At 72.5% G+C, this 25,758-nt stretch carries 23 protein-coding genes; 9 read left to right on the forward strand and 14 right to left on the reverse strand.

Features of this window, described 5'->3' with window-relative positions; genetic code table 11:
• Window positions 1-10 precede the first annotated feature (10 nt).
• Window positions 11-1,330 (reverse strand): histidinol dehydrogenase, encoded by a 1,320-nt coding sequence (hisD, locus tag ABT324_RS12475; protein WP_351175516.1) that lies wholly within the window; start codon window positions 1,328-1,330, stop codon window positions 11-13.
• A gap of 107 nt (window positions 1,331-1,437) precedes the next feature.
• On the opposite strand from hisD, the gene ABT324_RS12480 reads away from it, so the two are divergent.
• Window positions 1,438-2,439, forward strand: coding sequence for a LacI family DNA-binding transcriptional regulator (locus ABT324_RS12480; protein WP_351175518.1), 1,002 nt, complete (start codon window positions 1,438-1,440; stop codon window positions 2,437-2,439).
• Here ABT324_RS12480 and ABT324_RS12485 read toward each other — a convergent pair.
• Window positions 2,434-3,330: a LysR substrate-binding domain-containing protein gene (locus ABT324_RS12485; RefSeq protein ID WP_351175520.1), complete on the reverse strand. Its 897-nt coding sequence runs from the start codon at window positions 3,328-3,330 to the stop codon at window positions 2,434-2,436. The two genes, ABT324_RS12480 and ABT324_RS12485, sit on opposite strands and share 6 nt — an antisense overlap.
• A gap of 135 nt (window positions 3,331-3,465) precedes the next feature.
• Between ABT324_RS12485 and ABT324_RS12490 the strand changes: the two genes are divergently transcribed.
• Window positions 3,466-4,524, forward strand: coding sequence for an NAD(P)H-dependent flavin oxidoreductase (locus tag ABT324_RS12490; RefSeq protein ID WP_351175522.1), 1,059 nt, complete (start codon window positions 3,466-3,468; stop codon window positions 4,522-4,524).
• A 7-nt stretch (window positions 4,525-4,531) separates the two neighbouring features.
• On the opposite strand, the gene ABT324_RS12495 is transcribed toward ABT324_RS12490, so the two are convergent.
• Genes ABT324_RS12495 through ABT324_RS12515 form a run of 5 tightly spaced genes read right to left on the reverse strand, consistent with a single transcriptional unit; the run spans window position 4,532 to window position 8,923 of the window.
• Window positions 4,532-5,317 carry a DeoR/GlpR family DNA-binding transcription regulator gene (locus tag ABT324_RS12495; protein WP_351175524.1) on the reverse strand — a complete coding sequence of 262 codons (786 nt, stop codon included), beginning with the start codon at window positions 5,315-5,317 and terminating at the stop codon, window positions 4,532-4,534.
• 18 nt (window positions 5,318-5,335) lie between these two features.
• Window positions 5,336-6,262: a 1-phosphofructokinase family hexose kinase gene (locus tag ABT324_RS12500; RefSeq protein WP_351175526.1), complete on the reverse strand. Its 927-nt coding sequence runs from the start codon at window positions 6,260-6,262 to the stop codon at window positions 5,336-5,338.
• The gene (locus tag ABT324_RS12505) at window positions 6,259-7,092 is read right to left on the reverse strand and encodes a class II fructose-bisphosphate aldolase (RefSeq protein WP_351175528.1); all 834 of its coding nucleotides are present in this window, start codon (window positions 7,090-7,092) and stop codon (window positions 6,259-6,261) included. Before ABT324_RS12505 ends, ABT324_RS12500 begins: the two co-directional genes overlap by 4 nt.
• Window positions 7,093-7,097: 5 nt before the next feature.
• Window positions 7,098-8,030 carry an ROK family protein gene (locus tag ABT324_RS12510; RefSeq protein ID WP_351175530.1) on the reverse strand — a complete coding sequence of 311 codons (933 nt, stop codon included), beginning with the start codon at window positions 8,028-8,030 and terminating at the stop codon, window positions 7,098-7,100.
• A complete protein-coding gene (locus ABT324_RS12515) occupies window positions 8,027-8,923 on the reverse strand; it encodes an SIS domain-containing protein (protein WP_351175532.1) in 897 nt (298 codons plus the stop codon). Before ABT324_RS12515 ends, ABT324_RS12510 begins: the two co-directional genes overlap by 4 nt.
• Window positions 8,924-9,270: 347 nt before the next feature.
• Here ABT324_RS12515 and ABT324_RS12520 point away from each other — a divergent pair, with 347 nt between their 5' ends.
• Genes ABT324_RS12520 through ABT324_RS12540 form a run of 5 tightly spaced genes read left to right on the forward strand, consistent with a single transcriptional unit; the run spans window position 9,271 to window position 14,742 of the window.
• Window positions 9,271-10,914, forward strand: coding sequence for a peptide ABC transporter substrate-binding protein (locus ABT324_RS12520; protein WP_351175534.1), 1,644 nt, complete (start codon window positions 9,271-9,273; stop codon window positions 10,912-10,914).
• Window positions 10,915-10,924: 10 nt separating this feature from the next.
• On the forward strand, window positions 10,925-11,851 hold the full coding sequence (locus ABT324_RS12525; protein WP_351175536.1) for an ABC transporter permease: 927 nt from the start codon (window positions 10,925-10,927) through the stop codon (window positions 11,849-11,851).
• On the forward strand, window positions 11,844-12,737 hold the full coding sequence (locus ABT324_RS12530; RefSeq protein ID WP_351175538.1) for an ABC transporter permease: 894 nt from the start codon (window positions 11,844-11,846) through the stop codon (window positions 12,735-12,737). Before ABT324_RS12525 ends, ABT324_RS12530 begins: the two co-directional genes overlap by 8 nt.
• Entirely contained in the window at window positions 12,734-13,729 is a 996-nt protein-coding gene (locus ABT324_RS12535) for an ABC transporter ATP-binding protein (RefSeq protein WP_351175540.1), read from the forward strand. Before ABT324_RS12530 ends, ABT324_RS12535 begins: the two co-directional genes overlap by 4 nt.
• Window positions 13,726-14,742: an ABC transporter ATP-binding protein gene (locus ABT324_RS12540; RefSeq protein WP_351175542.1), complete on the forward strand. Its 1,017-nt coding sequence runs from the start codon at window positions 13,726-13,728 to the stop codon at window positions 14,740-14,742. The genes ABT324_RS12535 and ABT324_RS12540 overlap by 4 nt, the downstream gene beginning before the upstream one ends.
• A gap of 44 nt (window positions 14,743-14,786) precedes the next feature.
• Here ABT324_RS12540 and ABT324_RS12545 read toward each other — a convergent pair whose 3' ends face one another.
• Genes ABT324_RS12545 through ABT324_RS12570 form a run of 6 tightly spaced genes read right to left on the reverse strand, consistent with a single transcriptional unit; the run spans window position 14,787 to window position 22,688 of the window.
• Window positions 14,787-16,286, reverse strand: a complete 1,500-nt coding sequence (locus ABT324_RS12545; protein WP_351175544.1) for a class I adenylate-forming enzyme family protein — start codon at window positions 16,284-16,286, stop codon at window positions 14,787-14,789.
• Between the two features lie 50 nt (window positions 16,287-16,336).
• Window positions 16,337-17,503: an alpha-hydroxy-acid oxidizing protein gene (locus ABT324_RS12550; protein WP_351175546.1), complete on the reverse strand. Its 1,167-nt coding sequence runs from the start codon at window positions 17,501-17,503 to the stop codon at window positions 16,337-16,339.
• A gap of 53 nt (window positions 17,504-17,556) precedes the next feature.
• The gene (locus ABT324_RS12555) at window positions 17,557-19,206 is read right to left on the reverse strand and encodes an amidohydrolase (protein WP_351175548.1); all 1,650 of its coding nucleotides are present in this window, start codon (window positions 19,204-19,206) and stop codon (window positions 17,557-17,559) included.
• A 4-nt stretch (window positions 19,207-19,210) separates the two neighbouring features.
• Complete coding sequence (locus tag ABT324_RS12560) at window positions 19,211-20,503, reverse strand: amidohydrolase (protein WP_351175550.1); 1,293 nt, start codon at window positions 20,501-20,503, stop codon at window positions 19,211-19,213.
• Complete coding sequence (locus ABT324_RS12565; protein WP_351175552.1) at window positions 20,500-21,861, reverse strand: MFS transporter; 1,362 nt, start codon at window positions 21,859-21,861, stop codon at window positions 20,500-20,502. The genes ABT324_RS12560 and ABT324_RS12565 overlap by 4 nt, the downstream gene beginning before the upstream one ends.
• Window positions 21,862-21,881: 20 nt before the next feature.
• Window positions 21,882-22,688 (reverse strand): class II aldolase/adducin family protein, encoded by an 807-nt coding sequence (locus ABT324_RS12570; RefSeq protein ID WP_351175554.1) that lies wholly within the window; start codon window positions 22,686-22,688, stop codon window positions 21,882-21,884.
• 138 nt (window positions 22,689-22,826) lie between these two features.
• On the opposite strand from ABT324_RS12570, the gene ABT324_RS12575 reads away from it, so the two are divergent.
• Window positions 22,827-23,456, forward strand: coding sequence for a TetR/AcrR family transcriptional regulator (locus tag ABT324_RS12575; RefSeq protein WP_351175556.1), 630 nt, complete (start codon window positions 22,827-22,829; stop codon window positions 23,454-23,456).
• Window positions 23,457-23,610: 154 nt separating this feature from the next.
• On the forward strand, window positions 23,611-24,945 hold the full coding sequence (locus ABT324_RS12580) for a sensor histidine kinase (RefSeq protein ID WP_351175558.1): 1,335 nt from the start codon (window positions 23,611-23,613) through the stop codon (window positions 24,943-24,945).
• Here ABT324_RS12580 and ABT324_RS12585 read toward each other — a convergent pair whose 3' ends face one another.
• Entirely contained in the window at window positions 24,946-25,605 is a 660-nt protein-coding gene (locus tag ABT324_RS12585; RefSeq protein ID WP_351175560.1) for a response regulator, read from the reverse strand.
• Between the last annotated feature and the right edge of the window lie 153 nt (window positions 25,606-25,758).

The raw sequence follows: 25,758 nt of genomic DNA on the forward strand, positions 1-25,758 counted from the left end.
GTGCGGCTGGTCAGGATCGGGCGAACTCGTCGGGGGACCAGGACAGCTGCGCACCGCCGAACTTGGCGGCCCGAACGTCACCGGAGCGGGCGTGCCCCTCGAACAGCTCCACGCGGGCCGCCCGGCCGCACACCTCGCCGAGCTCCGCGCTGGCCGCCGGGTCGGTGACCTCCTGGTACGTCACGGTCTTGAGGTACTTGCCGACCCAGAGCCCACCGGTGTAGCGGGCCGCGCCCCGGGTGGGCAGCACGTGGTTGGTGCCGATGACCTTGTCCCCGTAGGACACGCAGGTGCCCTCGCCGAGGAACAGCGCGCCGTAGTTTCGCATCTTCGCCAGCGCTTCGCGGGGCTGCGCGGTGAGGACCTGGACGTGCTCGCTGGCGTAGGTGTCGGCCAGCGCGTAGGCCGCGTCGAGGTCCTCGACCACGTGCACCTCGCCGTTGTCGCGCCAGGCTGGTTCGGCGTTGTCGCGGGTGGGCATCTCCGGCAGCAGCCGGTCGACGTGCTCGATGACCGAGCGCCCGAGCTCCTCCGAGGTGGTGATCAGCACCGCCGGGGAATCCGGTCCGTGCTCGGCCTGGCTCAGCAGGTCCACTGCCACCACGAACGGGTCGGCGGCCGCGTCGGCGACCACCAGCACCTCGGTGGGACCGGCGAACAGGTCGATGCCGATCTCGCCGAACAGCTGGCGCTTGGCCTCCGCGACGAAGGCGTTGCCCGGACCGGCCAGCATGTCCACCGGTGCGATGGTCTCGGTGCCCAGCGCCATGCTCACCACCGCCTGCACGCCGCCGAGCAGGTAGATCTCGTCGGCACCGGCCAGGTGCATGGCCGCCACGGTGGCGTCCGGGACCTCGCCGCGGATCGGCGGGGTGCAGGCCACCACCCGCGGCACCCCGGCGGTCTTGGCGGTCAGGATCGTCATGTGCGCCGAGGCCAGCAGCGGGTAGCGCCCGCCCGGCACGTAGGCGCCCGCGGCCGAGACCGGGATGTGCTTCTGCCCCAGGTGGACACCGGGCAGGGTCTCCACCTCGAACTCCTGCATCGACGCCAGCTGGCGCTCGGCGAAGCCGCGGACCTGCCGCTGGACGAACTCGATGTCGGCGAGTACCTGCTGGGGCACGCGGGCGACGATCTGCTCGATCTGCTCGGCCGAGAGCCGGAACGACTCGGGCTGCCAGCCGTCGAACCTGCCCGAGTACTCGCGCACCGCCTGGTCACCGCGGGTGCGGATGTCGGCGATGATCGCCGCGACCTTCTCCTGCACGTCGGGCAGCGAGGTCGTGGTGGCCGCCGAGGTGGTGGCCGGGGCCTTGAGGGCGCGAACCATGGCGTGATCCCTTCGGATGTTTACGTACACATCGCACCGTAGGCGGCTAGGGTGTTTACGTAAACCCGCACTCTTAACTTCCTCGATGCAGACCTCGGAGGTGCTCGGTGGTCACCAGCCGGGACGTGGCGCAGCTGGCCGGTGTTTCGCAGATGACGGTCTCCCGGGTCCTGCAGGGCAGCGACAAGGTCGCCGCCGCGACCCGGCAGCGCGTGCTGGCCGCGATGGAGCAGGTCGGGTACCGGCCGCACGCCGCGGCGCGGACCATGCGGACCCGGCGCACCTCGACCGTCGGCGTCGTGGTCGCCGACATCACCAACCCCTTCTACCCGCAGCTGCTGGAAGCGGTCGGCCGGGCGCTGGACGAGGCGGGGCAGCGCATGGTGCTCTGGAACGCCCCGGACCCCGGTGACACCAGCGCCCTGCGCGCGCTGGACGAGGGCACGGTGGACGGGCTGATCTTCACCACCGTCACCGAGGCGTCCGAGCAGCTCGCCGACTCGCTGCGGCGGGGCGATCCGATCGTGCTGCTGCACCGCGGCCTGGACTCGCTGGAGTGCGACCAGGTCACCACCGACAACCTCGCCGGGGGCCGGGCGGTGGCCGACTACCTGGTCGCCACCGGGCACACCCGGATCGGCTTCCTGCGGGGACCGGAGCTGACCAGCACCGCCCGGCATCGCGAGCGCGGGTTCCGCGAGCGGCTGGCCGAGCTCGGCCGACCGCTGGCCGCCGAGCTCACCGCCCAGGGCGGGTTCGCCCACGACCTGGCCCGCGCGGCGATGCGCGAGCTCCTCACCCGCGACGACCCGCCCACCGCGGTCTTCTGCGCCAACGACCTGACCGCGCTCGGCGCGGTTGACGGCGCGGTGTCCGCAGGGCGCCGCGTCCCCGAGGACGTGTGGGTGGTCGGCTACGACGACATCGCGATGACCGCGTGGGACTCCTACGACATCACCACGGTCCGTCAACCGATCGCGGAGATGGCCCGCGCGGCCGCGCACCTGCTGCTGGAGCGCGTGGCTGACCGCTCGCTACCACCGCGCAAGCAGCAGTTCCCCAGCGAACTTGTCATCCGCGGCTCGACGGCGCACACCGCGCCGTCATGACGCGGCCCGCGGGAACCCCGCCGCACCGCCCCACGTTCCGCGGAGGTGCCGGTGGAACTCGGTCAGCGCCGTGGTGACGTGCGCGTCGCGGTGGCGCACGAACACCGTCGTCGCCGTCGCCTCCGCAGGCGGGGGCCGGTGCAGGCGCAGCCGGGGGCGCAACGCCGACCGCTCGACCAATTCCCGGGGCAGCATCGTGATCCCGAGCCCGGCGGCGACGCACCCGAGGATGCCTTCGACGCTGCCGTAGTCGAGCACCTTCGGCTCCGCACCGCGCGCCCGGACGACCGCTTCCAGGTTGCGCCGGTAGGCGCACCCCGCGCGGAACACGAGCAGGCGGGCGCCGGTGGGCCCGCGCATCGCGTCGTCGAGGTCGCGGTGCCGCGAGGCGGTGACGACCGCCAGCTCCTCGGTGCCGACCTCCTCCTCGTGCAGGCTCCGCTCGTCGACCGGACCAGCGACCAGCGCTCCGTCCAGGGAGTGGTCCTCGACCAGCGCCACCAGCGATTCGGTGGGCCCGGTCAGCACCGACAGGTCCACCTCCGGCCAGGCCGCGGTGTAGGACTCCAGCACGGGCGGCAACCGGAACCCCGCCGTGGTCTCCATCGCGCCGATCCGCAGCGGGCCGCGGGGCGCCTCGTCGCGCACGACGCGGCTGGCCTCGTCGGCGAGCGAGGTGATCTGCCGGGCGTAGCCGAGGAGTTGCTCCCCCGCCGCGGTCAGCGCGACCCCTCGCGCGTGCCTGCGCAGCAGGGTCGCGCCGAGTTCCCGCTCCAGCCCGGCGATCCGCGCGCTGATGCTGGACTGCACGGTGTGCAGGTCCGCCGCCGCGCGCGTGATCCCGCCGGTGCGCGCCACGGCGAGGAAGATCCGCAGGTCCGACAACTCCACCCGACTCGCCCCTGACCTCATGGTTTCGCGAGCGGCGATGGCTGCGTTCGCCACTCATCGTTGGACACGATGTCCCACGCAGCCTAGCGTCCTCCTTGCACTGGGCACTCGGGACGACGGATGAGGAGAGCAGTGGTGGCCGGACAGCGGACGCAGCAACGGGTTGAGGACTTCTGCGCGAGGTTCGGCCTGCGCGTGCCGATCCTGGAGGCACCCATGGCCGGTGCCTGCCCGCCCGAGCTGGCGATCGCGGTGGCCGAGGCCGGTGGGATGGGCGCCAACGGCGTGGTGCTGGACCAGCCCGACCGCATCGCCAGCTGGGTGGCGCGGTTCCGCGCCGGGACGAGCGGCCCGTGCCAGCTCAACACCTGGATCCCGGACGAACCGGTCGACGCGCCGGAGCGGCAGCAGGCCGCGGAGCGGTTCCTGGCCGGTTTCGGCACGCCAGGTGAGGCGGGCGCGCCGAGCCCGGTCTTCGCCGAGCAGTGCGAGGCCATGCTGGCCGCCCGACCGGCGGTGATCTCCTCCATCATGGGCCTGTTCGCCCCCGACTACGTCGAACGCCTGCACCGGGCGGGCATCGCGTGGTTCGCCTGCGCGACCACCCTCGCCGACGCCCTGTCCGCCCAGGAAGCCGGTGCGGACGCGGTCGTCGCCCAGGGGATGGAGGCCGGTGGGCACCGCGGCAGCTTCGACCCGCAGACCGCCGAGCAGACCAATGTCGGCCTGTTCGCCCTGCTCCCGCACCTGGTGGACCACCTGCGGGTGCCGGTGATCGCGGCCGGCGGCATCGCTGACGGCCGCGGGGTGGCCGCGGCGCTGGCACTCGGCGCGAGCGCGGTCCAGGTGGGCACCGCGCTACTGCGCTCCCCCGAAGCTGGCATCAACGCCGACTGGTCCGCCGCGCTGGACGGCCTGCCGCCGGAGCGCACGGTCCCCACCCGCGCGTACAGCGGCCGCCTCGGACGCGCGGTGCCCACCCCGTTCGTCACGGCCTGGGCGAACGACGGTGCTCCAGCACCCGCGCCCTACCCGGTGCAACGGCGGCTGGTGGGCCAGTGGCGCAAGGGCGGTGCGCCGGGGGTCGACCGGGTCAACTACTGGGCGGGCCAAGGCGCGGCGCTGGCCACGACAGCTCCGGCGGGCGAGATCGTCGAGCGGATGTGGGCCGACGCCCGCGCGCTGCTCGCCTGAGCTGCGGTCACACCGCTCTGACCGGGACGCCTCCGGCGTCGAAGCGCGCCACCACCTCGGCGGCGGCGCCGGAGTCGGTCAGCAGCATGTCGATCGAGGTCGTCGGGCAGATGTGGGCGAAGGCGGTGCGGCCGAGCTTGGAGCTGTCGGAGACGACCACCACGCGGTCGGCGCGTTCGGTCATGAGGCGGTTGGTGCACGCCTCGCCTTCGTTGTGCGCGAAGGCGCCGCGGGTCGGATCGACGGCATCCACGCCGAGGAACACCACGTCGAGGGTGATCTCCGCCAGCAGGTGGGTGCCGAGCGGCCCGGTGAGCTCGAAGGACTGCGGCCGCGCCACGCCGCCGGTCACCACGATCTTCACCTGCGGCCGCACCACGAGCTCGTTGGCGATGTTCAGGGCGTTGGTGACGATGGTCAGCGAGGCGCGGTCACCGGAGTCGGCGAGGTCGGCGCGGGCCACCAGGCTGCGCGCGATCTCGGTAGTCGTCGTGCCGCCGTTGATACCGACCACCGCGCCGGGCGCGACCATCGCCGCGGCGGCCCGGGCGATGCGCCCCTTCTCGTGGGCGTTGCGGGCGGCCTTGTAGCGCAGCGGCAGGTCGTAGGCGATGTTCTGCGCGACGGCACCACCACGGGTGCGGGTCAGCAGCTGCTGCTCGGCGAGGTGGTCGAGGTCGCGGCGCACCGTGGCCGTGGAAGCGCCGAGCTCGGTGGCGAGCTCCTCCACGGTGACCTTGCCGCGTCTCCCGAGCAGGTCGAGCAGGGCGGACAGTCGCGCGTGCCGGTCCATCAGTGTTCCCTCCCGACGTCAGCTGGCCAGCGGTTCCACCGCGATGCGGTCGGCGATGTCGCGGAGCACGTGGTGGTCGAGTGTTCCCGCGACCGGCGCCGCAGCCGCGGCCGCGGACCACGCGACGGCCGTGCGCAGCCGCTCGGGCCAGGGTTGGCGGCGCGAGATGCCTGCGGCGAGGGCTGCCACCGCCGCGTCACCAGCGCCCGTCGGGTTGCCGCTGACCGCGTACGGCGGTTTCGCCCGCCAGAGCCCTTGTTCGGTAAAGGCGAGCACACCATCCGGACCGAGGGAGACCACCACCGCCGCCGCGCCGCGGTCGCGCAGCTGCCGAGCTCCGGCGACCGGGTCTTCCTGCCCTGTTGTCTCGCGCAGTTCCGCGGCGTTGGGCTTGACCACGTCCGCCCCGGCTGCCGCGGCGGCGAGCAGCGCTGGGCCGGTGGCGTCGACGATGACGGGCACCGACCGGACGTGGGCGTCGCGAACCAGTTCCGCGCAGCTGTCCACAGTGCACCCCGGGGGCAGGCTCCCCGAGCACACCAGCACCGAGGCCTCGGGCAACCGGGTGCCGACGAGGTCCCGGAACCGCTGCCAGTCCGCTGCCGTCAGGTGGCTGCCGGGTTCGTTGAACAACGTCGCCTCGCCCACCAGGTCCGCCTCGGCGATCACCGCGACGGTCCGGCGGGTCGGGCCGGGCACCGGCAGCAGGAGGTGCTCGATCCCCGCCGCGGCCAGGTCGTCGCGGACCGCGTCGCCGCGGGTGCCGCCGACCGGCGCGGTCACGAGCGTGCGCAGGCCCTGGTCGTGCAACACCCGGCTGACGTTGAGGCCCTTGCCCCCGGCCCGCTCGTGGACGCTGCGGACGCGGTGCGAGGTCCCGGGTTCGAGGTGCGCGACCCGGTAACTGACGTCCAGCGCCGGGTTCGGGGTGACGGTGATGATCACGGCCGCAGCACTCCGAGCAGCCGGGCGGTCTCCGCCGCGAGGGCCTGCTTCCCGGCGCTGAGGTACTTGCGCGGGTCGACCAGCTCCGGGTTGCCCGCCAGGGCTTCCCGCACCGGCTCGGTGAACGCCTTGTTCAGGTGCGTGGAGATGTTGATCTTCGTCATGCCGCTGCGGATCGCGTCACCCAGGTCCACATCGGACACACCGGAGGAGCCGTGCAGCACCAGCGGGACGTCGAGCGCGTCGTCCAACCGCCGGATCAGGTCGAAGTCGAGCGCGGCATCGCGCGTCAGCATCGCGTGCGAGGTGCCGACCGCCACCGCCAGCGCGTCCACCCCGGTGGCGGCCACGAACTCGACGGCCTCGCCCGGATCGGTGCGCGCGCCCGGGGCGTGGACTCCGTCCTTGCCGCCGACCTCCCCGAGTTCGGCTTCGACCCACAGCCCGGCGTCGTGGCAGCGGGCCGCGACGGCCCGGGTGCGGGCCACGTTCTCCTCGTAGTCCTGCTTGGACGCGTCGAACATCACCGAGCCGAACCCGAGCTCGATCGCCTCGTCCACCAGATCTTCGGACTCGGCGTGGTCCAGGTGCACGGCCACCGGCACCTCGGCCTTGCGGGCGCGGGCCAACGTCGCGCACGCGATCGGTTCCAGCGCACCGTGGTAGCGCGCGCAGTTCTCGCTGATCTGCAGCACCACCGGAGCGCCAGCGCGCTCGGCTCCGGCCACCAGGGCGTCCGCGTGCTCGAGGCCGATGACGTTGAACGCCCCGACCCCGAGGCTCTCGCGGACGGCGGCTTCGACAACGCTGCCCGTGCCGACCAGGGGCATGACCACTACCTCTCTTCCGTGCGGTTGATGACCGAATTCGCGTTTTCCAGCAGGTCGGCGGCGAGCAGCGCCGCCCCCAGGCTGCCCGCGCGATCACCGAGCGCGGCAGGCACGACCCGCGGCGCGCTCGCGAGGGTCCAGTCCGCGGCCAACCGGCGCGCGAGCGGGCCGAACAGCAGCGGTCCGGCCTGCGACAGACCACCGCCGACTACGACGACCTCCGGCGCCAGCACCGCGGTGAGCCAGATCAACGCCTGCCCGAGCGCATCGACGGCGTCGTCCCAGACCTCGGTGGCGGCCGGGTCCCCGTCCTCGACGAGCCTCGCGACCTCCGCCGCTCCCGAGACCGGGTTCCCGGTCCACTCCCGGTAGCGCTGGCTGATCGCAGCCGCGGAGGCGACGGCCTCCAGGCGGACCCGCTGACCGCGGACCTCGACGAGCACCTGCCCGACCTCGCCCGCGTACCCGCCGCCGGAGTGCACCCCGCCGCCGTGCACGTGCGCCGCCGAAACACCCGTGCCAACCGGCAGGAACACCGCCTCCGCCGCTCCCCGCGCCGCGCCGGAGCGGTGTTCGGCCAGCGCCCCGGCCCGGACGTCGTGCCCGAAGGCGACCGGCAGCCCGAGCCGCGCCCCGAGGAGCGCGGCGAACGGCACGTCCGACCACCCCAGGTTCGCCGAGAACACCGCGGTACCACGGGATTCGTCGACGATCCCGGGCACCACGAGACCGACGGCGACCGGCGCGGCGTGCACGGCGAGCTCATCGACCAGCGAGCACGTCAGGTCCAACACCCGCTGGGCGGTGTCCGGCGCCCGCAGCGGTGTAGCGCTGCGACGGTGCGCCAGCACCGCGCCGAAGGTGTCCACCAGGACCGCCTTCGTCCCGGTCCCGCCGACGTCGACACCGACCACGGGACCGGGCAGGCACTCGGTCACACCTGGTCCAGGATGATCGACCGGGTCAGGTTGCGCGGGCGGTCCGGGTCCAGCTCGCGCTGCACCGCCGCGGCCACCGCGACCCGCTGCGCCAGCACCAGGTGCGCCATCGGGTCGCGCTGCCCGCTGGCGAGGAAGTCCGCCCCGGCCGCCGCCACCTCGTCGGCCAACCCGGTCGGCGGCTCACCGAACATCCAGGTGGCGCGGCCTGGTTCGGCGATGCTGATCGGGCCGTGCCGGTACTCCATGGCCGGGTAGGCCTCGGACCACAGGCCAGCGGCTTCCCGCACCTTCAGCGCCGCCTCGTGGGCCAGGCCGACCGTCCAGCCGCTGCCCAGGAAGGTGATCTGCTCGGCCGCCGGTAGCGCACCGAGGTCGGCCTCCAGCACCGCGCGGGCGTCCGCGACCGCCCCGGTCAGGTCCTCCCCGAGCGAGACGCGCAGCAGCGCCAGCGCGGTCGTCGCGAACCGGGTCTGCACCACGGACTGCTCGTCGGCGAACTCCAGGGCGACCAGCTCGTCGCAGACCTCCGCGATGGGCGCGTCCGGAACCGCGGTGATCGCCACCGCGGGCGCGGTTCCGCGCAACTGCCGGAGGAGTTCGACGACCTCGGTGGTGGTGCCGGAGCGGGTGATCACCAGCACGCGGTCGTAGGACCGGCCGGTCGGCACCTCGGAGGCGGGGAAGGCGTCCGTCTCGCCGTGCCCGGCAGCCTCCCGCAGGGCCGCGTAGGCCATGGCCATGAACCACGACGTGCCGCACCCGGCCACGGCGACCCGCTCGCCGCGGGCGGGCAGCACCCCGGCCACCTCCCGGGCCAGCTCCGATGCGCGCGACCAGCACTCCGGCTGGCTGTCGATCTCGCCGTCCACGAGGTATCCGCCAGACGCCATCAAGTCCTCCCAGACCCGTCGTTCTCCGCGTGGCGACCGCCGCGGCCGCCACGGGACCTCAGCGTAGATGCACGAAAGTGATTCAACAAGGTTCACTCCAATCAACATCGATCACGCGATCTTCATCTCGCCCGCCGCGTCACCGCGATCCCACCACCAGGGAAAAGCCGTGAGTGACACGACATGCACGCGAAGTCACGGGCCGGCATCTTCGTCCGACCAATGCGCGGCGAGGTAGTGACAGGCGCCACGCGGCGCGTTAATAATGAGCCAACTTGCATGAAGTTGCTCGATAAAAGCGATTAACGAGCACACATGCGCAATGTTGGATCGAGGGAGAACGACAGATGGCGCAGAAGCTCCGGAGGCGGCTGGTGCTCGCTGCCGGGATGTGCCTGGTGCTGCTGGCGGGGTGCGGTGCGCACGACACCGACGCCGGGCGGGTGCTGCGGGTCGCGCAGTACCCGGACCCGGACGAGCTGAACTCGCAGCAGAACTCGGGCAGCCAGGTCTACATGGGACTGTGCGAGCCGCTGACCGGGCTGGGCATCGCCGACGCGGGCGACATCCGGATGCGCGGTGCCGAGCGCGTCGACACCACCGACGGCCAGGTGTGGACGATCAAGCTCCGACCCGGCCGGACGTTCCACAACGGCGAGCCGATCACCGCGCGGACCTACGCCGACACCTGGAACGCCGTCGCCTACGGGCCCAACGCCTACAAGGCGAGCTCCACCTTCAGCGTCATCGACGGCTACGCCGAGCTCAACGAGGACCCGCCGACGGCCACGACCCTGCGCGGGCTGGAGGTGGTCGACGACCTCACCCTGCGCGTCACGCTCCACCAGCCCGACTACGACTTCCCGAAGATCATCGCCTCCTACAGCGCGTGCCCGATCCCGGCCGAGGGCCTGGCCGATCCGACCGCCTACTCCCAGGCCCCGATCGGCAACGGCCCGTACCAGTTCGTCCGCTGGGACCGCAACGAGCGGATCGTGATCAAGCGCTGGCACGACTACCAGGGCGAGGTGCCGCCGGGCGCGGCCGAGGAGATCCACTTCAAGATCTACCAGTCGCAGGACACCGCCTACCGCGACGTGCAGGCCGGGCAGCTCGACGTGCTGCGCAACCTGCCCGGCGGGCTGCTCGACGTGCTGCGCAACCTGCCCGGCGGGCTGCTCGACGACGCCCGCAACCAGCTCGGTGACGAAGGGCTGTTCGCGATCCCGCAGCAGCGGCAGATCACCCAGATGCTGATCCCCGAGTACATCGAGTCGCTGCGCGATCCGCGGCTGCGCAAGGCCATCTCGCTGTCGATCGACCGCGACGCCATGGCCGGTGCCCTGCTGCGCGGCTCGGCGACCCCAGCGCGCTCCCTGATCGTCGAAGCGACCGGCCCCGCCTACCGGGCCAACGCCTGCGCGGACTGCCGGTACGACCCGGACCGGGCGCGCCAGCTCGTCGCCGAGGCCGGTGGGTTCACCGAACCGGTGGTCATCTGGTACTCCAACACCGGCGGTGGCGGCGGCACCGAGATGTCCCAGATCGCGCTGGCCATCGCCAACGCGCTGCGGCAGGAGCTGGGCGCCGAGGTCAAGCTGCGGCCGGTGCTGCCCGCGCAGCTCACGCAGGCGCAGAACAGCGGCACCCTGACCGGTCCCGCGCTGAGCCTGTGGGGCGACATCTACCCCAGCCCCGACCAGTACCTGGGCATGTTCCGCGAGGGCGGCGACGGCAACGAGTACACGCAGTACGACAACCCGGAGGCCACCGCGCTGATCGCCAAGGCGCTGGGCAGCGGCGACGAGCTCGAGGCCGCCCGGTACTGGCAGCGCGCCGAGGACCTGATCCTCGACGACATGCCCGGGATCCCGCTGTACTACCCGGCCATCTACGCCGCGCACACCACGTGCGCCACGCCGGGCACGCTCGGCGGCGACCTCCAGTACTACCTGACCGCGTTCGAGTGCGGCCCCGGCCGCGAGGAGTGAGGCCGCGACCATGCTCGGATACCTCGTCCGCCGCGTCGCGGCGATGCTGCCGGTGCTGTTCGGCGTGACGTTCCTGATCTTCGCGCTGGTGTACGCGATGCCCGGGGACCCGATCGCCGCGCTGGCCGGGGACCGCCCGCTGGCACCCTCCACCGTGGAGGCGCTGCGCGAGCGGTACCACCTGGACGAACCACTGATCACCCAGTACCTGCTGTACATGGGCGGGCTGCTGCGGGGCGACTTCGGCACCGACTTCTTCGACCGGCCGGTGCTGGACATGATCGCCGAGCGGTGGCCGACGACGCTGCAGCTCGCGCTGACCGCATGGGTGCTCAAGCTGCTGATCGGCCTCGCGGTCGGCATCTTCGGCGCGCTGCACCGCGGCCGCGCCGGCGACCACCTGGCCCTGGCCTTCACCGTGCTGTTCGTGGCGCTGCCGGGGTTCGTCATCGCCTTCCTCGCCCAGCTGGTCTTCGGGCTGGAGCTGGAGTTGTTCCCGATCGCCGGGATCGCCGAGGGGTGGCCGCAGAGCTTCCTGCTCCCGGCGCTGGTGGTGGCGCTGGAGGCCGCTGCCCCGCTCGCGCGGCTGACCAGGTCGAGCCTGGTCGACACGTTGGGCTCGGAGTTCATCCGGACCGCGCGGGCCAAGGGCGCCTCGCCCGGCCGCGTGGTGTGGGGGCACGCGCTGCGCAACTCGATGATCCCGGTGGTCACCTACCTCGGGCTCAGCCTGGCGGCGATGCTCGGCGGTGCCGTGATCGTCGAGAGCGTGTTCAACCTGCCCGGCATCGGCGGCCTGCTGGTGCAGGCGGTGCAGACCCAGCAGGGCACCATCGTGGTCGGCGTGGCGACCTTCATCATCCTGATCTACCTGCTGGTCAACCTGCTGGTGGACATCAGCTACGGAATCATCGACCCGAGGGTGCGCAATGGCTGACCGAACCGATCTCTCCCCCGCCCCCGCCGCGCCCCGCAGGCGGTTCACCCTCATCGGGCGGCTGCCGAAACCGCTGCGCGCACCGCTGTTCTTGGTGGCGGCGCTGATCGCCGCCGGTTACGTGCTGATGGCGGTGTGGCCGAGCCTGTTCACCTCCGCCGACCCGATGCACTGCGAGCTGCGGCTCAGCGGCGCGGGCCCGGCGCCGGGCCACCCGTTCGGCTTCGACATGCAGGGCTGCGACTACTTCGCCAACGTGGTGCACGGCGCCCGCCCGTCTATCGCGATCGGCCTGATCGTCACGGTCGCGACCTTCGCGATCGCCGCGGTCCTCGGCGCGCTGGCCGGCTACTTCGGCGGCGTCGTCGACGGCGTGGTCTCGCGCATCGCCGACGTGGTGTTCGGGCTGCCGATGATCATCGCCGCGATCGTGGTGCTCAACCTCTTCGAGGAGCGCACGGTCTGGACGGTGAGCCTGGTGCTGATCGTCTTCAGCTGGCCCGGCGGCATGCGCTACATGCGCGGCTCGGTGCTCGAGATCCGCAACCTGGAGTACGTGCAGGCCGCGCGCGTGCTCGGCGGCAGCCACCTGCGCATCATCGGCACGCACATCGCGCCGAACGCGCTGACCTCGCTGATCGTGCTGAAAACACTGGAGATCGGCGGCATCATCGCCGCCGAGGCGGCGCTGACCTTCCTCGGCATCGGACTCCAGCCGCCCGCGATCTCGTGGGGTCTGCAGCTGTCCACCGCCCAGGCCCAGTGGCAGGCCAGCCCGCACCTGCTGCTCTACCCCGCCCTGTTCCTGACCGGCGCCGTGCTGGCGTTCGTCGTCCTCGGCGACAGCCTGCGGGAGAGCCTCGACCCGAAGGGAAAGCGATCATGAACGCCCCGGCCGACCGGCGCGCGGTCCTCGACGTGCGCGGCCTCAGCGTCGACTTCCACACCCCCGCCGGCCGGTTGCACGCCGTCCAGGACGTCAGCTTCTCCGTGGCCGCGGGCGAAACCCTCGCGGTGCTCGGCGAATCCGGCTCCGGCAAGAGCGTCACCGCGCAGGCAATCATGGGGATCCTCGACACCCCACCGGCCGAGGTCGTCGGCGGCACCGTCGCACTCGACGGCCAGGACCTGCTCGCGCTGTCCGACCGGCAGCGTCGAGCGGTGACCGGCTCGCGGGTGTCGCTGATCTTCCAGGACGCGCTCACCGCGTTGAACCCGGTGCAGCCGGTGGCCAAGCAGATCGGCGAGCTGTACCGGCTGCACCGCGGCGCGACGCGGCGGCAGGCCTGGCAGCGCGCGGTGGAGATGATGGACCGGGTGCGGATCCCGGCGGCGGCCAGCCGCGCCGGGGACTACCCGCACCAGTTCTCCGGCGGGATGCGCCAGCGGATCCTCATCGCGATGGCGCTGGCCCTGGACCCGGACGTGGTGATCGCTGATGAGCCGACCACCGCGCTGGACGTCACCGTGCAGGCCCAGGTCCTGGACCTGCTCGCCGAGCAGCAGGCCGAGCGCGGGCTGGCGCTGGTGCTGATCACCCACGACCTCGGCGTGGCGTCCCGGATGGCCGACCGCGCGCTGGTGATGTACTCCGGGCGGGTCGTTGAGCACGGGCCGATCCGCGAGCTGTTCACCGCGCCGGTGCACCCCTACAGCCAGGGGTTGGTCGCCTCCATCCCGCGGCGCTCGCACCGCGGCGGTCCGCTGCCCGCGATCGGCGGGTTGCCGCCGAGCCTCGCCGAGCGGCCCGCGGGCTGCGCGTTCCACCCGCGCTGCGGCATCGCGCGCGAGCAGTGCGAATCGGTCGAGCCGGAACTGCTGCTGCTGGACGACGGCAGGCAGACCCGGTGCCACTACTGGGCGGAGGTCTCGTCGTGACCGAGCAGATCCTCGAGGTGCAGGACGTCACCAAGCACTACCGCAAGCGCGGCGGCGGGCGGTTCGGCCTGGCGACCGACACCGTCAAGGCCGTCGACGGCGTGAGCCTGCGGCTGCGCAAGGGCGAAGCGCTGGGCATCGTCGGCGAGTCCGGGTGCGGCAAGTCCACGCTGACCCGGCTGCTCACCGCGCTGGAGAAGCCCACCAGCGGGCAGGTCCGCTACCGCGGCATCGACGTCCACGGCGCGAAGGGCGCCGAGCGCACCCGGATGCGGCGCAACATCCAGATGGTCTTCCAGGACCCCTACGCCTCGCTCAACCCGCGCAAGACCGTCGGTTCCATCCTCGCCGAGCCGTTCCGCATCCACCGCGACGCGGTGCCGGAGGCGGGGTTGCGCCCGCGGTTGGAGCAGCTGCTGGAACAGGTCGGGCTGCGGCCGGACCACCTGGACCGGTACCCGCACGAGTTCTCCGGCGGCCAACGCCAGCGCATCGGCATCGCCCGCGGCATCGCGCTGAACCCGGAGGTGCTGATCTGCGACGAACCGGTCTCCGCGCTCGACGTCTCGGTGCGCGCGCAGGTGCTCAACCTGCTCGCCGAGCTGCAGCGCGAGCTGTCGCTGACCGTGGTGTTCATCGCGCACGACCTCGACGTGGTGCGGCACTTCTGCGACCGGATCGCCACCATGTACCTGGGTCGCGTGGTCGAGGAGGGCGACTGCGCAGCGGTGTACGACCACCCCGCGCACCCGTACACCCGGGCACTGCTCTCCGCGATCCCGCGCCCGGGCTTCGACGACGAACCGGAACCGGAGCGCATCGTGCTCGAAGGGGACCCGCCGTCGCCGATCTCCCCACCGCCCGGCTGCCCGTTCCACACCCGCTGCTGGATGGCCCGCCCGGACTGCGCGACCACCGTCCCCGCCGGGCACGACCTGGGTGGCGGCCACGTCTTGCACTGCCACTTCGCCCCGGAGGTCGCCCACGCGGACCCCACCGCGGCGCGGTCCTGACCGCCGGAGGGCGCGGCGTGCCGCGCCCTCCGGACGGCACCGCTTCACGGGGCCGATCGGCTGGTCAGCGTTTCCCAGTCCAGGGCGCGTTTCTGGACCTTGCCGGTGGGGCCCTTGGGCAGCGCGTCGACGAAGCGGACCAGGTGCGGGACCTTGTACGCGGACAGCTTCTCCTTCGCCCACGCGCGGAGTTCCTCCGGCGCGATCTCCGCACCGGGACGGGTGGCGATGACTGCGGCGACCTCCTCGCCGTACTGCTCGTGGGGCACGCCGACGACGGCGACCTCGACGATGTCCGGGTGCTGGTGAAGCACCTCCTCGACCTCGCGCGGGTAGACGTTGTAACCGCCGCGGATGATGAGGTCCTTGGCGCGGTCGACGACGTGCAGGAAGCCGTCCTCGTCGAGCCGACCGAGGTCACCGGTCCGCAACCACCCGTCCACCAGGTCGGCGGCCGTGGCCTCGGGGCGGTTCCAGTACCCCTTCATCACGCTCGGCCCGCGGAGGTGGACCTCCCCCACCTCCCCAGCCGGGAGCACCGCCCCCTCGGGGGCGCGGACCTCGATCTCGGTGGCGGGCAGCGGCTTGCCCACCGATCCGACGCGCTGCTGCTCCGGGGAGTTGCACGTCGCGGCGGCGGTGGACTCGGTCAGCCCGTAGCCCTCGAGGATGGTGCAGCCGAACCGCTCGGAGAACGCCTTGAGCACCTCACCGGGCAGGGACGCGCCGCCGGAGGAGGCCATCCGCAGGTCGGCGAAGTCGTCCGGGCCGAAGTCGCCGGCGACGTGCAGCATCGCGTTCCACATCGTCGGCACCCCGGCGACCAGGGTGAGCCGGTCGCGCCGGATCATCTCCAGCATGGCCAACGGTTCGAAGGGCGAGAGCAGCGAGATCGAGCACCCGGCCGCCAGTGCCGCGTTGAGGCAGGAGGCCTGGCCGAACACGTGGAACAGCGGCAGGCCCGTGCCGCAGCGGTCGTCGGCGGTGAGCTGCAGGTGGTCGACCAAAATCCGCGCGGTGTCGAGGATGTTGGCCACGGTGAGCTCAACACCCTTGGGGCGGCCGGTGGTCCCGGAGGTGTAGAGCAGGACCGCCGTGCTCTGGCGGTCCCGGTCCACCGGGCTCCGCACCGGTGCACCCTCCCCCGCCGCAGCTCCCGGTTCCAGCACCCGCAGGTGCAGTCCGCGCTCGTCGGCTACGCGTTGCGCGGACTGCCGCACTTCGTGCCAGACGACCAGCAGGCGCGCGCCGGAGTCCTCGGCGACGTAGTCGATCTCGAACGCGGTGGCCATCGTGTTCATCGTGATGACCACGGCGCCGATCGACTGGGCTCCGAAGTAGGCGACCACGAACTCGGGGACGGTGGGCGCCACCAGCAGCACCCGGTCCCCCGCTCGCACGCCGTGCGCCCGCAGCTCCCCGCCGAAGGCGGCGCAAGCGTCGCGGAGCCGCGCATAGCTCCACACCTCCGCCCCGGCCTTGACCGCCACGGCATCCGGTCTCGCGGCAGCGTGTTCCCACAGTGGTCCAGTGACGTTGGGCATGTCCCCTCCAGAGGTCGGGCGATCGGCAGTCGAGGTGGCCGGGGTCGTCGTCACGTGACGCGCTGGAGCGCGTCCGGCGTGAGGTCCGCGAGGGTCGGGTAGCCGTCGACGGCCATGATGAGGTCGGCTTCGGCCAGCAGGGAGCGCAGGACGTGAACGGCTCCGTCGACACCACCGAGCGCGAGTCCGTGGGCCAGGGGGCGTCCGACTCCGACGGCGGTGGCGCCCAGTGCGATGGCCTTGATGACGTCGGCGCCGCTGCGGACGCCGGAGTCGAAGAGCACCGGGAGCCCGTCCGCAGCTTCGACGACCCCGGGCAGGGCGTCGAGCGCGGGCAAGCCACCGTTGGCCTGGCGACCTCCGTGCGTGGAGCAGTAGATGCCGTCCACGCCCAGGTCCTTGGCGCGCCGCACGTCCTCGGGGTGGCAAAGCCCCTTCAGGATCAGCGGGAGCTCGGTGAGCGACCGCAACCACGGCAGGTCGTCCCACGTCAGCGGGTTGCCGAAGAGCTGCGCCCAGAGCAGGGTCGCCGCTCGCGGGTCTTCCTCCGGCGCGCGGCCCAGGCGCGCGCGGAAGACCGGGTCGCTGGTGTAGTTGGCCAGGCAGTGCCCGCGCAGCTGCGGGAAGTTGCCCGTCGCCAGGTCCCGCGGACGCCACCCGGTGATCCAGGTGTCGAGGGTGACCACGATGGCCTGGAAACCGGCGCGCTCGGCTCGGTGCACGAGGCTCTCGGCCAGCTCCCGGTCAGTGGGCGTGTACAGCTGAAAGATCCCCGGCGTGGCACCGAATTCCGCTGCCACCTCCTCCATCGGATCGGCGGACAGCGTCGAGGCGACCATCGGGACCCCCGTGCGCGCGGCGGCGCGCGCGGCGGCGAGGTCCCCGTGCCCGTCCTGGGTGCAGATGCCGAGGACGCCGACCGGAACCATGAACAACGGGCTCGGCAAAGCCATTCCGCACACGTCGACGGAGAGGTCGCGCTCCGCAGCTCCGACGAGCATCCGGGGGATGAGGCCCCAGCGCTGGAAGGCCGCGGTGTTGGCCCGCTGCGTGTGCTCGTCGCCAGCACCCCCGGCGACGTATGACCACACCGAGGGCGGCATCGCCGCCTGCGCCTTGGCCTCCAGCTCGCTGTGGAGCAGTGGGAACCGGGGCACCACCCCGGAGAGGCCGTCGAGGTAGATCTCGTTCTGGTAGGAACCGAACGGCTGGCTCATGGCAAGGCCTTTCTGGTGCGTCGCGGCGCCTCCGACCAGACGCCGGGGGAGGTTCAGCGCGGCCAGGTCCGCTGCCCGCCGAGGTAGGTGGCCGACACCGCCACCGCGTCGCGGAAGTCCTCGGCAGGTGCCGAGCGCGGGTCGCGGGTGAGGACCACGAGGTCGGCGCGCATCCCCTCGCGGAGCATGCCGATCTCGTCCTCCATGTGCAGCTGCCACGCGGGGTTGACCGTCACCGCGCGCAGGGCTTCGTCGGTGGTGAGGCGCTGGGACGCCCCGCGAACGCGACCGCTGGGTTGCGATCGGCGGGTGATCGCGGTGGCCACGCTGGACAGCGGGTCGGTGGGCGAGCAGACACCGTCGTTGTGCAGGGACACCCGGTGCCCCGCGTCCCAGGCCGACCGCGCGGACATCCACCTGTCGGCGACCTCGGGGCCGAAGAGGTCGTCGGCCAGAACATCACCCCACCAGCGGATGTGGTCCACGAAGAGGCTGACGGTGGCGCCCAGGTCGGCGGCCCGGCGGTACTGGTCCGCGGTGACGGCTCCGCAGTGCTCCAACCGCGGCCGCATCGCCCGCAGCAGCGCCGGATCGGCGGCCCCGGCCTGGGCGTAGGCGTCGAGGACGGCTTCGGTGGTGACGTCCCCGTGCACGTGGCAGGCGAGTGGGAAGCCCTGCGCCGCGAAGGCGGTGACCAGGTCGGCGAGTTGCTCCGGGGCGTAGTTCATCGGGCCGTGCGCGCAGTGGTCCATGCCGATGCGCAGGGTCGCGTCGTTGTCCAGGAACGGGAAGCTGGTGGCGACGCTGCCCTGCCACGGGGTTCCGTCGGCCCACAGCTTCATGCCGGAGATGCCGAACAGCTCGCCCGCGGGCGCGTGGCCTGGGAAGCGCCGCCCCGGCTCCGCGGCCAGCTCGGGGGTGCCGATGAGGTAGGAGCGGATCCGCAGTCCGGCACCAGGGCGTTCCGCGGCGGCGCGCAACGCCGGGACGTGCTGCGGATCCGTTGCCATGTCGGTCGCCGTGGTGATCCCCACCCGGGCGTGCTCGGCGAACGCCCAGTCCATCGCCGCGGAAACCTGCGCGTCGTCGCGGAAGTCCCCGAGCGCACTGAGCAGGGCCAGGAGGGCGGCCGTCTCCTGGACCTCGCCGGTCGGTTCTCCGGCGGCGTCGCGGACGAACCGGGCGCCCGGCGGGTCGGCCGCAGCGGCCGTGATCCCCGCCGCGCGCAGGGCTGCGGTGTTGCCGTAGGCGGCGTGGCCGCTGTTGGAGATCACCACGAGCGGAGCACCGGGGCACAGCTCGTCGAGCCACTGGCGGGTGGGAACGGGCAGGTCCCGTTGCAGCAGCAGGTCGATGCCGTAAGCCCCCACCGGCCTGCCCGGGGCGGCGGCCACGGCCGCGCTGATCCGCTCGCGGACCTCGGCCCCGGTGGGCACGGTGAACGGGCGAACGTCGATCGCGGGCGGGGCGAGGGTCAGGGCCATCGTCGAGGGGTGCCCGTGGGCCTCGACGAAGCCGGGCAGCAGCGCCTGCCCGGCGAGGTCGACGACCTCGGTGCCGGACCCGTGCAGCGCCAGCACGTCCGCGGCCCGCCCCACGGCGGTGATCACGCCGTCCCGGACGGCGAGGGCTTCGGCGTCCGGGGCCGCCTCGTCCATGGTGAGCACCGGGCCGCCGGTGAAGATCAGCTCTGCTGCGGGCACGGCTTCAGTCCTCCCGCCCGTCACCAGCACGTCCACTTCGGACTGCCAGCCACGGCGCGGCCGCGGTGAGCAGGTAGCGCACCCCCAGCTCGATGGTCGGGTCCGGGGCCGGGGCGAACAGCGGTGAGTGGTTGCTCGGGATGTGCGATGGGACGCCGTTCTCCAGCAGCGCCGCCTGGTCGAGGCCGTCGAACGCGGCGTGGTCGAGGCCGCCGAAGAGCCAGTACACCGACGGCGCGCCGAGGGCGGCACCGAAGGCGGCGAAGTCCTCGCTGCCCGTGACCGGCTGCGGCAGGGTGAACACCGGCCCGGCGCCGAAGGTATCGGTGAAGGCACCGAGCACGGTCGCGGTCGCCGCCGGGTCGTTGGCGGTCACCGGGAAGGTCTCGGTGACCACCACCTCGGGCTCCCGGTCGGCTCCGGCGGCGACCGCCTCGCCGTGGACGATCCGCCGCACGCCCGCGAGCAACTGCTCGCGGATCGCCGCGGTCTCGCTGCGCACGCTGATGTGCAGCTCGGCGGTGGAGGGGATGATGTTCGCCTTGGTCCCGGCGTGGATCGCGCCCACCGTCACCACGGCCAAGCTGCCGGCCGCGACCTCCCGGGCCACCACCGACTGCAGCCGCGTCACGACCGCCGCCGCGAGCACCACCGGGTCCACGGTCGATTCCGGCCGGGAACCGTGCCCTCCCCGACCGAACAGCCGGACGCGCAGGGTGTCGGCCGCGGCCATCACCGGTCCGGGCCGGGTTCCGACCGCGCCCGCCGGGATCGGGCTGACGTGCTGGCCCAGGCACACGTCGGCGCGTGGGAACCGCTCGGCGAACCCGTCCTGGACCACCGCCGGGGCGCCCCCGATCTCCTCCGCGGGTTGGAAGACCGCCACCACCGTGCCCTGCCAGGCGTCCCGGTTCCGGGCGAGCTGAGCGGTGGCCCCCAGCAGGCACGTGACGTGCACGTCGTGGCCGCACGCGTGCATCACCGGAACCTCGTTGCCCGCCGCGTCGACCGCGGTCCGGGTGGAGGCGTAGGGCAGGCCGGTCTCCTCCAGCACCGGGAGGCCGTCCATGTCGGCCCGCAGCAGCACCACCGGCCCGTCTCCGGAGCTCAGCACGCCGACCACGCCGGTGCCGCCGACCCCTTCGGTGACCTCCCAGCCCTGGCCGCGCAGCCGGGAGGCGACGATCCCGGCCGTGCGCACCTCCTGGAACGACAGCTCGGGATGGGCGTGCAGGTCCCGGTACAGCTCGTGCAGGGCCGGGAGCCGGTCGTCCAGACCAGCGAACAGGTCGGTCATGGGGTCTCCGCTTCCACTTCGGTTGAGGGCGAGGGCGAGGTCTCGGCCTGGTCGCGGGGGAACCGCACCAGCAGCGTCAGCAGCGCGGCGACGACCAGGACCCCGGCCAGCAGCAGGTATGCCTGGTCGAGCGAGCCGCTGCTCTCCTTGATGGCGCCGACCAGCGTCGGGCCGACCAGGCCACCGAGCTGCCCGATGCTGTTGATCAGTGCGATCCCGCCAGCCGCTGCCCGCCCGGTGAGCAGCCGCGCGGGCAGTTCCCAGAAGACCGGCAGCAGACCGCTGGAGCCGAAGGAGGCCACCGCGACCGCGACCAGGCTGAGCCAGGGCGGCAGCACCGCCGCGGCGGTGAGCCCGGCGATGCCGATGAGCAGGCCGACGAGCAGCAGGCCACGGCTGTTCGAGGTGCGCCCCGCGTAGCGGCCGAAGACCACCAGGCCGATCGCGGCCACCAGGATCGGGATCGTCATCAGCGTGCTGAACGCCGTCGTGCTGAGCTCGCCGAGCTGGCCGACGACCGCCGCCAGCCAGAAGGTCACCCCGTTGGTCACGAGGTGGTAGCACAGGTAGATCCCAGCCAGCAGCAGGACGCGCCGGTCCCGCAACGCCTTGCCGAGGGAGAGCTGCTCCCGGCTCCGGGTGCTCGCCGCTTCGGCCGCGATGGCGTCCTGCATGGCCTGCGCGGTCTTGGCGTCGAGCCACCCGGCCTCGCCCGGGTGGTTGGGCAGCCACCGCGCGACCCACAGTCCGATGAGGACAGCGGGCAGCCCTTCCACGAGGAAGAGCCACTGCCAGCCGTGCAACCCGGCGACGCCGTCGAGCCCGAGCAGGAGTCCGGCCAGCGGTCCGCCCACGACGCCAGCGATCAGCGGCCCGGCGAACAGCAGCGCGGTGGCGCGTCCCCGTTCCCGCGCCGGGAACCACTGCATGAGCAGGAACAGCACGCCGGGGATGAAGCCCGCCTCGGCGATGCCGAGCAGCACGCGGAAGACGATCAGCGAGGCGGCGTCCCAGGCCAGCGCGGAGAGCATGCTCACCGCACCCCAGGTGATCATGATCCGCGCGAGCCACTTGCGCGCGCCGAGGCGGTAGAGGATGAGGTTGCTCGGCACTTCCAAAACCGCGTAGCCGAGGAAGAACGCCCCTGCCGCCGCGCCGAAGACCGTCGCGCTCAGCTCCAGCGTGCGCGAGATCGAGGGTTCGGCGTAGCTCAGGTTCAGCCGGTCCAGGTACGAGAAGACGTACATCAGGACCAGCACCGGGATCAGTCGCCGCCGGGCCAGCGCGACACCCTTGCTGAGCAAGGAGTCGTCCGGGGTCGCGGGCCGGGCGGGCTCGGGGACGGAAGCGGACCTCATGTCGTCCTCCCCCGCGCCGCTCAGTCGAACAGGTCCGGTTGTTCCTCGGTGATCCGATCCCACATCGGCCGGAACTGGAACCACCCGGACAGCGGGCTGCCGATCTGCTCGCGCACCTGCAGCGCGGTCTCGCGGTCGATCTCGTGCGGGTGCCCGGCGGCCATGGCCAGCAGCTGCGCCTGGCAGGACCGTTCCATGGTGATGAACCACCAGGCGGCCTCGGCCACGGTCTGGCCGACGGTCAGCAGCCCGTGGTTGGCCAGCACGACCGCCTTGTGCCCGCCGAGCGCGACGCCGATCCGCCGTCCCTCCTCGGTGTCGTTGACCACGCCGCGGAAGTCCTCGTACAGGCCGTGGTCCTCGAAGAACGCGCAGGCGTCCTGGGTGAGCGGTGCCAGGTGGCGCCGCAGGGTGGCGAAAGCCTTGCCGTGCACGGAGTGCGCGTGCGCGGCGGCGACCGCGTCCGGACGGGCCTTGTGCACTTCGGAGTGGATGCAGAACGCCGCGCGGTTCACCGGGCGCTCGCCCTCCACCACGTTGCCGTCGTGGTCGACCAGGACCAGGTCGGAGACTTTGATCTGGCTGAAGTTCATGCCGAAGGGGTTGACCCAGAACCACTGGGGGTGCTCCGGGTCGCGTGCGGTGATGTGCCCGGCCACCCCTTCCGAGAAGCCGAGCTCGCCGAACAGCCGGAAGGCGGCGGCCAGCTCCTGCTTGCGGTGCAACCGCTCCTCCGCGACCGAGTCGAAGGTCGGCGGGTGCACGGCCCGGAACCCGGGCGGGGTCGGGCCGAGCCCGGCGTGCACGTCGGCGGTGGTCGTCTCCATCAGAGGTCTCCTCGGGGGATCAGCGGGACGGGGACGCAGCGGGGCCAGCAGCCGCGTTTCATACAAAGGTGTATGTCATACGACGCTGTATGGTGAAGCGCGTCACGTCACGCTGTCAATGCCCGCGGAGGGATCGCGTTGCCGAAGGGACAGACCAAACGTCGCCCGAAGACCACCGAGCGCCTGCTCGCGGCGGCGTTCGAGACGTTCGCCGACCGGGGCTTCTACGGCGCCTCCATCGAGGAGATCTGCGACCGGGCCGACCTCACCCGCGGGGCGTTCTACTACCACTACCGCACCAAGGAAGACCTGTTCTTCGGCCTGTTCGAGCTGCACGCCCAACGGGTCGTCGACCGGCTCGCCCGGGCCATCGAGGAGGTGCGGGACGCGCCGGACCCGCTGAGCACGCTGATCGCGCGCACCAGCGCCGTCGACGACAGCGAGCGGCGCTGGTACCTGCTGTCGATGGAGTTCACCCTGCACGCCATCCGCAACCCGGAGACGGCACGCGCCCTGGCCGAGCACGACCGCCGCCTGCGCGCGGAGATCGTGCGGCTGCTGGGCACCCTGTTCGACCGGCTGGGCCGACGGACCACCGCCGACCTGGACTCGCTGGCCCGGTTCGTCACCGCCCTGCACGAAGGTTCCCTGGCGCAGAGCCTCGTCGAGCCGGACCAGCTGGCCCCGGACGAGCTGGCGACGACGTACCTGCCGCCGCTCATCAAGGCCATCTCCCGGAGCAGGGCCACGCGGAAGACCGACCAGTGAGGCGGCGCGCCCCGGGGCCGGGGTCCGCGGGTGATCAGCACCGGACCTCGCGGCGTCTACACTCACCGCCGACCGCCCGAACAGGCCAGAGGTGAGGTAGTTGGTCGCGTCTTCCCCGCTCACCGAACGGTTGAGCAGCGCGGTTTCGGCTGTCGTGGACCAGTTTCGGACGACGCCTCGACGGCTGCTCGTCCGCGAAGCGGTCCTCGCCCTGCTCGTGCTGGTCCTCGGCCTCTTCCCGGCTCCGGCGGTGCTGGAGCTGCCTGGTCTCCCCGGTTGGACGATCGCGATCGCGTGCTGGACCGCGTTGCTGGTCCCGGCCTGCCGGAGGTGGCCGGTCGCGACGCTGGTGGCCACCGCGCCAGTCCTGGCCGGGCCCAACCTCTGGGCGGCTTCGGTCGTCCCCGTCATCATCTTCGCCGCCGCCCGGCACATCGCACCGCCGCGTCGCCTGTGGTTCGCCGTGCTGGCCACCGCCATCGCGACCTTCCCGCTCATGCTCGCGTCCGAACTGGGCACCGCCGGGTTCGGTGGTGCGGTCGCTGCTTGGGCGGTGAGCGCAGTGCTGCTGCTGGTGCTGCCCGCCGCGGTCGGGGCGCTCCTGGGACACCGCCGCCCGCGGGTCCGCCTGCTCCAGGAGCGCAACGAGTACCTGGAGCGGGCGCAGCTGCTCACCTCGGCCAAGGCCCGGGTGGAGGAACGCGGGCACATCGCCGGCGAGATGCACGACATGCTCGGGCACCGGCTGAGCCTGATCTCGGTCCACGCCGGGGCGCTCGAACTCAGCGCCGCCAAGCACGCACCCGAGCTGAGCGGTCAGGCCGAACTCCTGCGCACCACGGCCAGCAGCGCGCTGACCGAGCTCCGCGAGATCCTGGGCGTCCTGCGTGGCGCCGAGGAGTCCGATCTCGGCCCCGACGACCGGATCGGGCCCCGGCCCGACGTCGAAGAGCTCGTCGCGGAGTCCAGGGCCGCGGGCATCGACGTCGACCTGCGGTGGACCGGTGCGGATCTCGACAGCGCGGACCCGCGCACCCGCCGCGCGGTGCACCGCGTGGTGCGCGAGGGCCTGACCAACGTCCACAAGCACGCCTCGTCCGCGCGCACCGGCGTGGAGATCGGCGTGGAAAGTGATCGGGTGCACGTCCGCGTGGTCAACGGGCCTGCGCAGGCCGGTGGACGGCGGCTTCCCGGCACCCGGAGCGGGCTCGTGGGGCTCGACGAGCGGATCACGCTGCTCGGCGGGAGCTTCCACAGCGGACCGACTCCCGAAGGCGGTTTCCTCGTCGCGGCGGCGATTCCCACCCGACCCGCGGGCACCGACCGAGCTGAGCCTTCGGCCCTGCCCGATCAGCTGCCACCGGAGCCGCTGGCCGCGGAGGCGCTCACCTGGCCCCGCGTGCTCGGGGCCGGTTGCCTCGGCCTACTGGCGGTCCTGCCGGTCATCATCGGGCTGGCGGTGCTGGTCGTCGCGCTGGCGATCAGCTGATCACGGCCGGTCGGCGAGCAGACCGGCGTCGTGGGCCAGGATCGCGGCCTGAACCCGGTTCGCGCAATCCAGCTTGGTGAGCACGCGGCTCAGGTGGGCCTTCACCGTGCCCGCGCTGATGTAGAGCTCGCGCGCGATCTCGGCGTTCGACAGCCCGGAACCGACCAGGCGCAGCACGTCGCGCTCGGCGTCGGAGAGCTGGTCGGTCTTGCGCCGCGCCGCCGAGGTGCGATCGGTGCCCGAGCGCAGGTGGCGCTCGATGAGCCTGCGGGTGATCTGCGGGGCGAGGATGGATTCGCCCTCGGCCGCCAGCCGCACGGCCCGGATCAGCTCGCTCGGCCCGGTGTCCTTCAGCAGGAATCCCTTGGCCCCGGCGCGCAACGCCCGCGCCACGTGACCGTCCTCGCCGAAGGCGGTGAGCATGACGACGTTGGTGTGCGGGGATTCGCGAGCGATGTCCTCGACCGCACCGAGCCCGTCGCGGCCCGGCATCTGGATGTCCAGCAGCGCCACGTCGACGACCTGCTCCCGGCACGCCTGGACAGCGGCGCCGCCGTCCCCGACCTCGGCCACCACCTCCACGTCCGGCGCGTTGGCGAGGATGAGCCGGATGCCCGCTCGCATGAGGTTCTCGTCATCGGCAATGAGCACGCGGATCACCCGGCAATCCTAGAACCGGAAACACCGTCCGAACCGACCAGGTCGCCCTCGGCCGGCATCGCCGTGGAGACTCGATCTGCCAGCCGCGCGGAATCGACGCAACCGGGCCGGGATCTCGTGCGTCCCAGGAGCTGACTTCCCAGCGACCAGGAC

It is taken from the genome of Saccharopolyspora sp. NPDC000359 (assembly GCF_040300525.1).
Classification (GTDB): domain Bacteria; phylum Actinomycetota; class Actinomycetes; order Mycobacteriales; family Pseudonocardiaceae; genus Saccharopolyspora.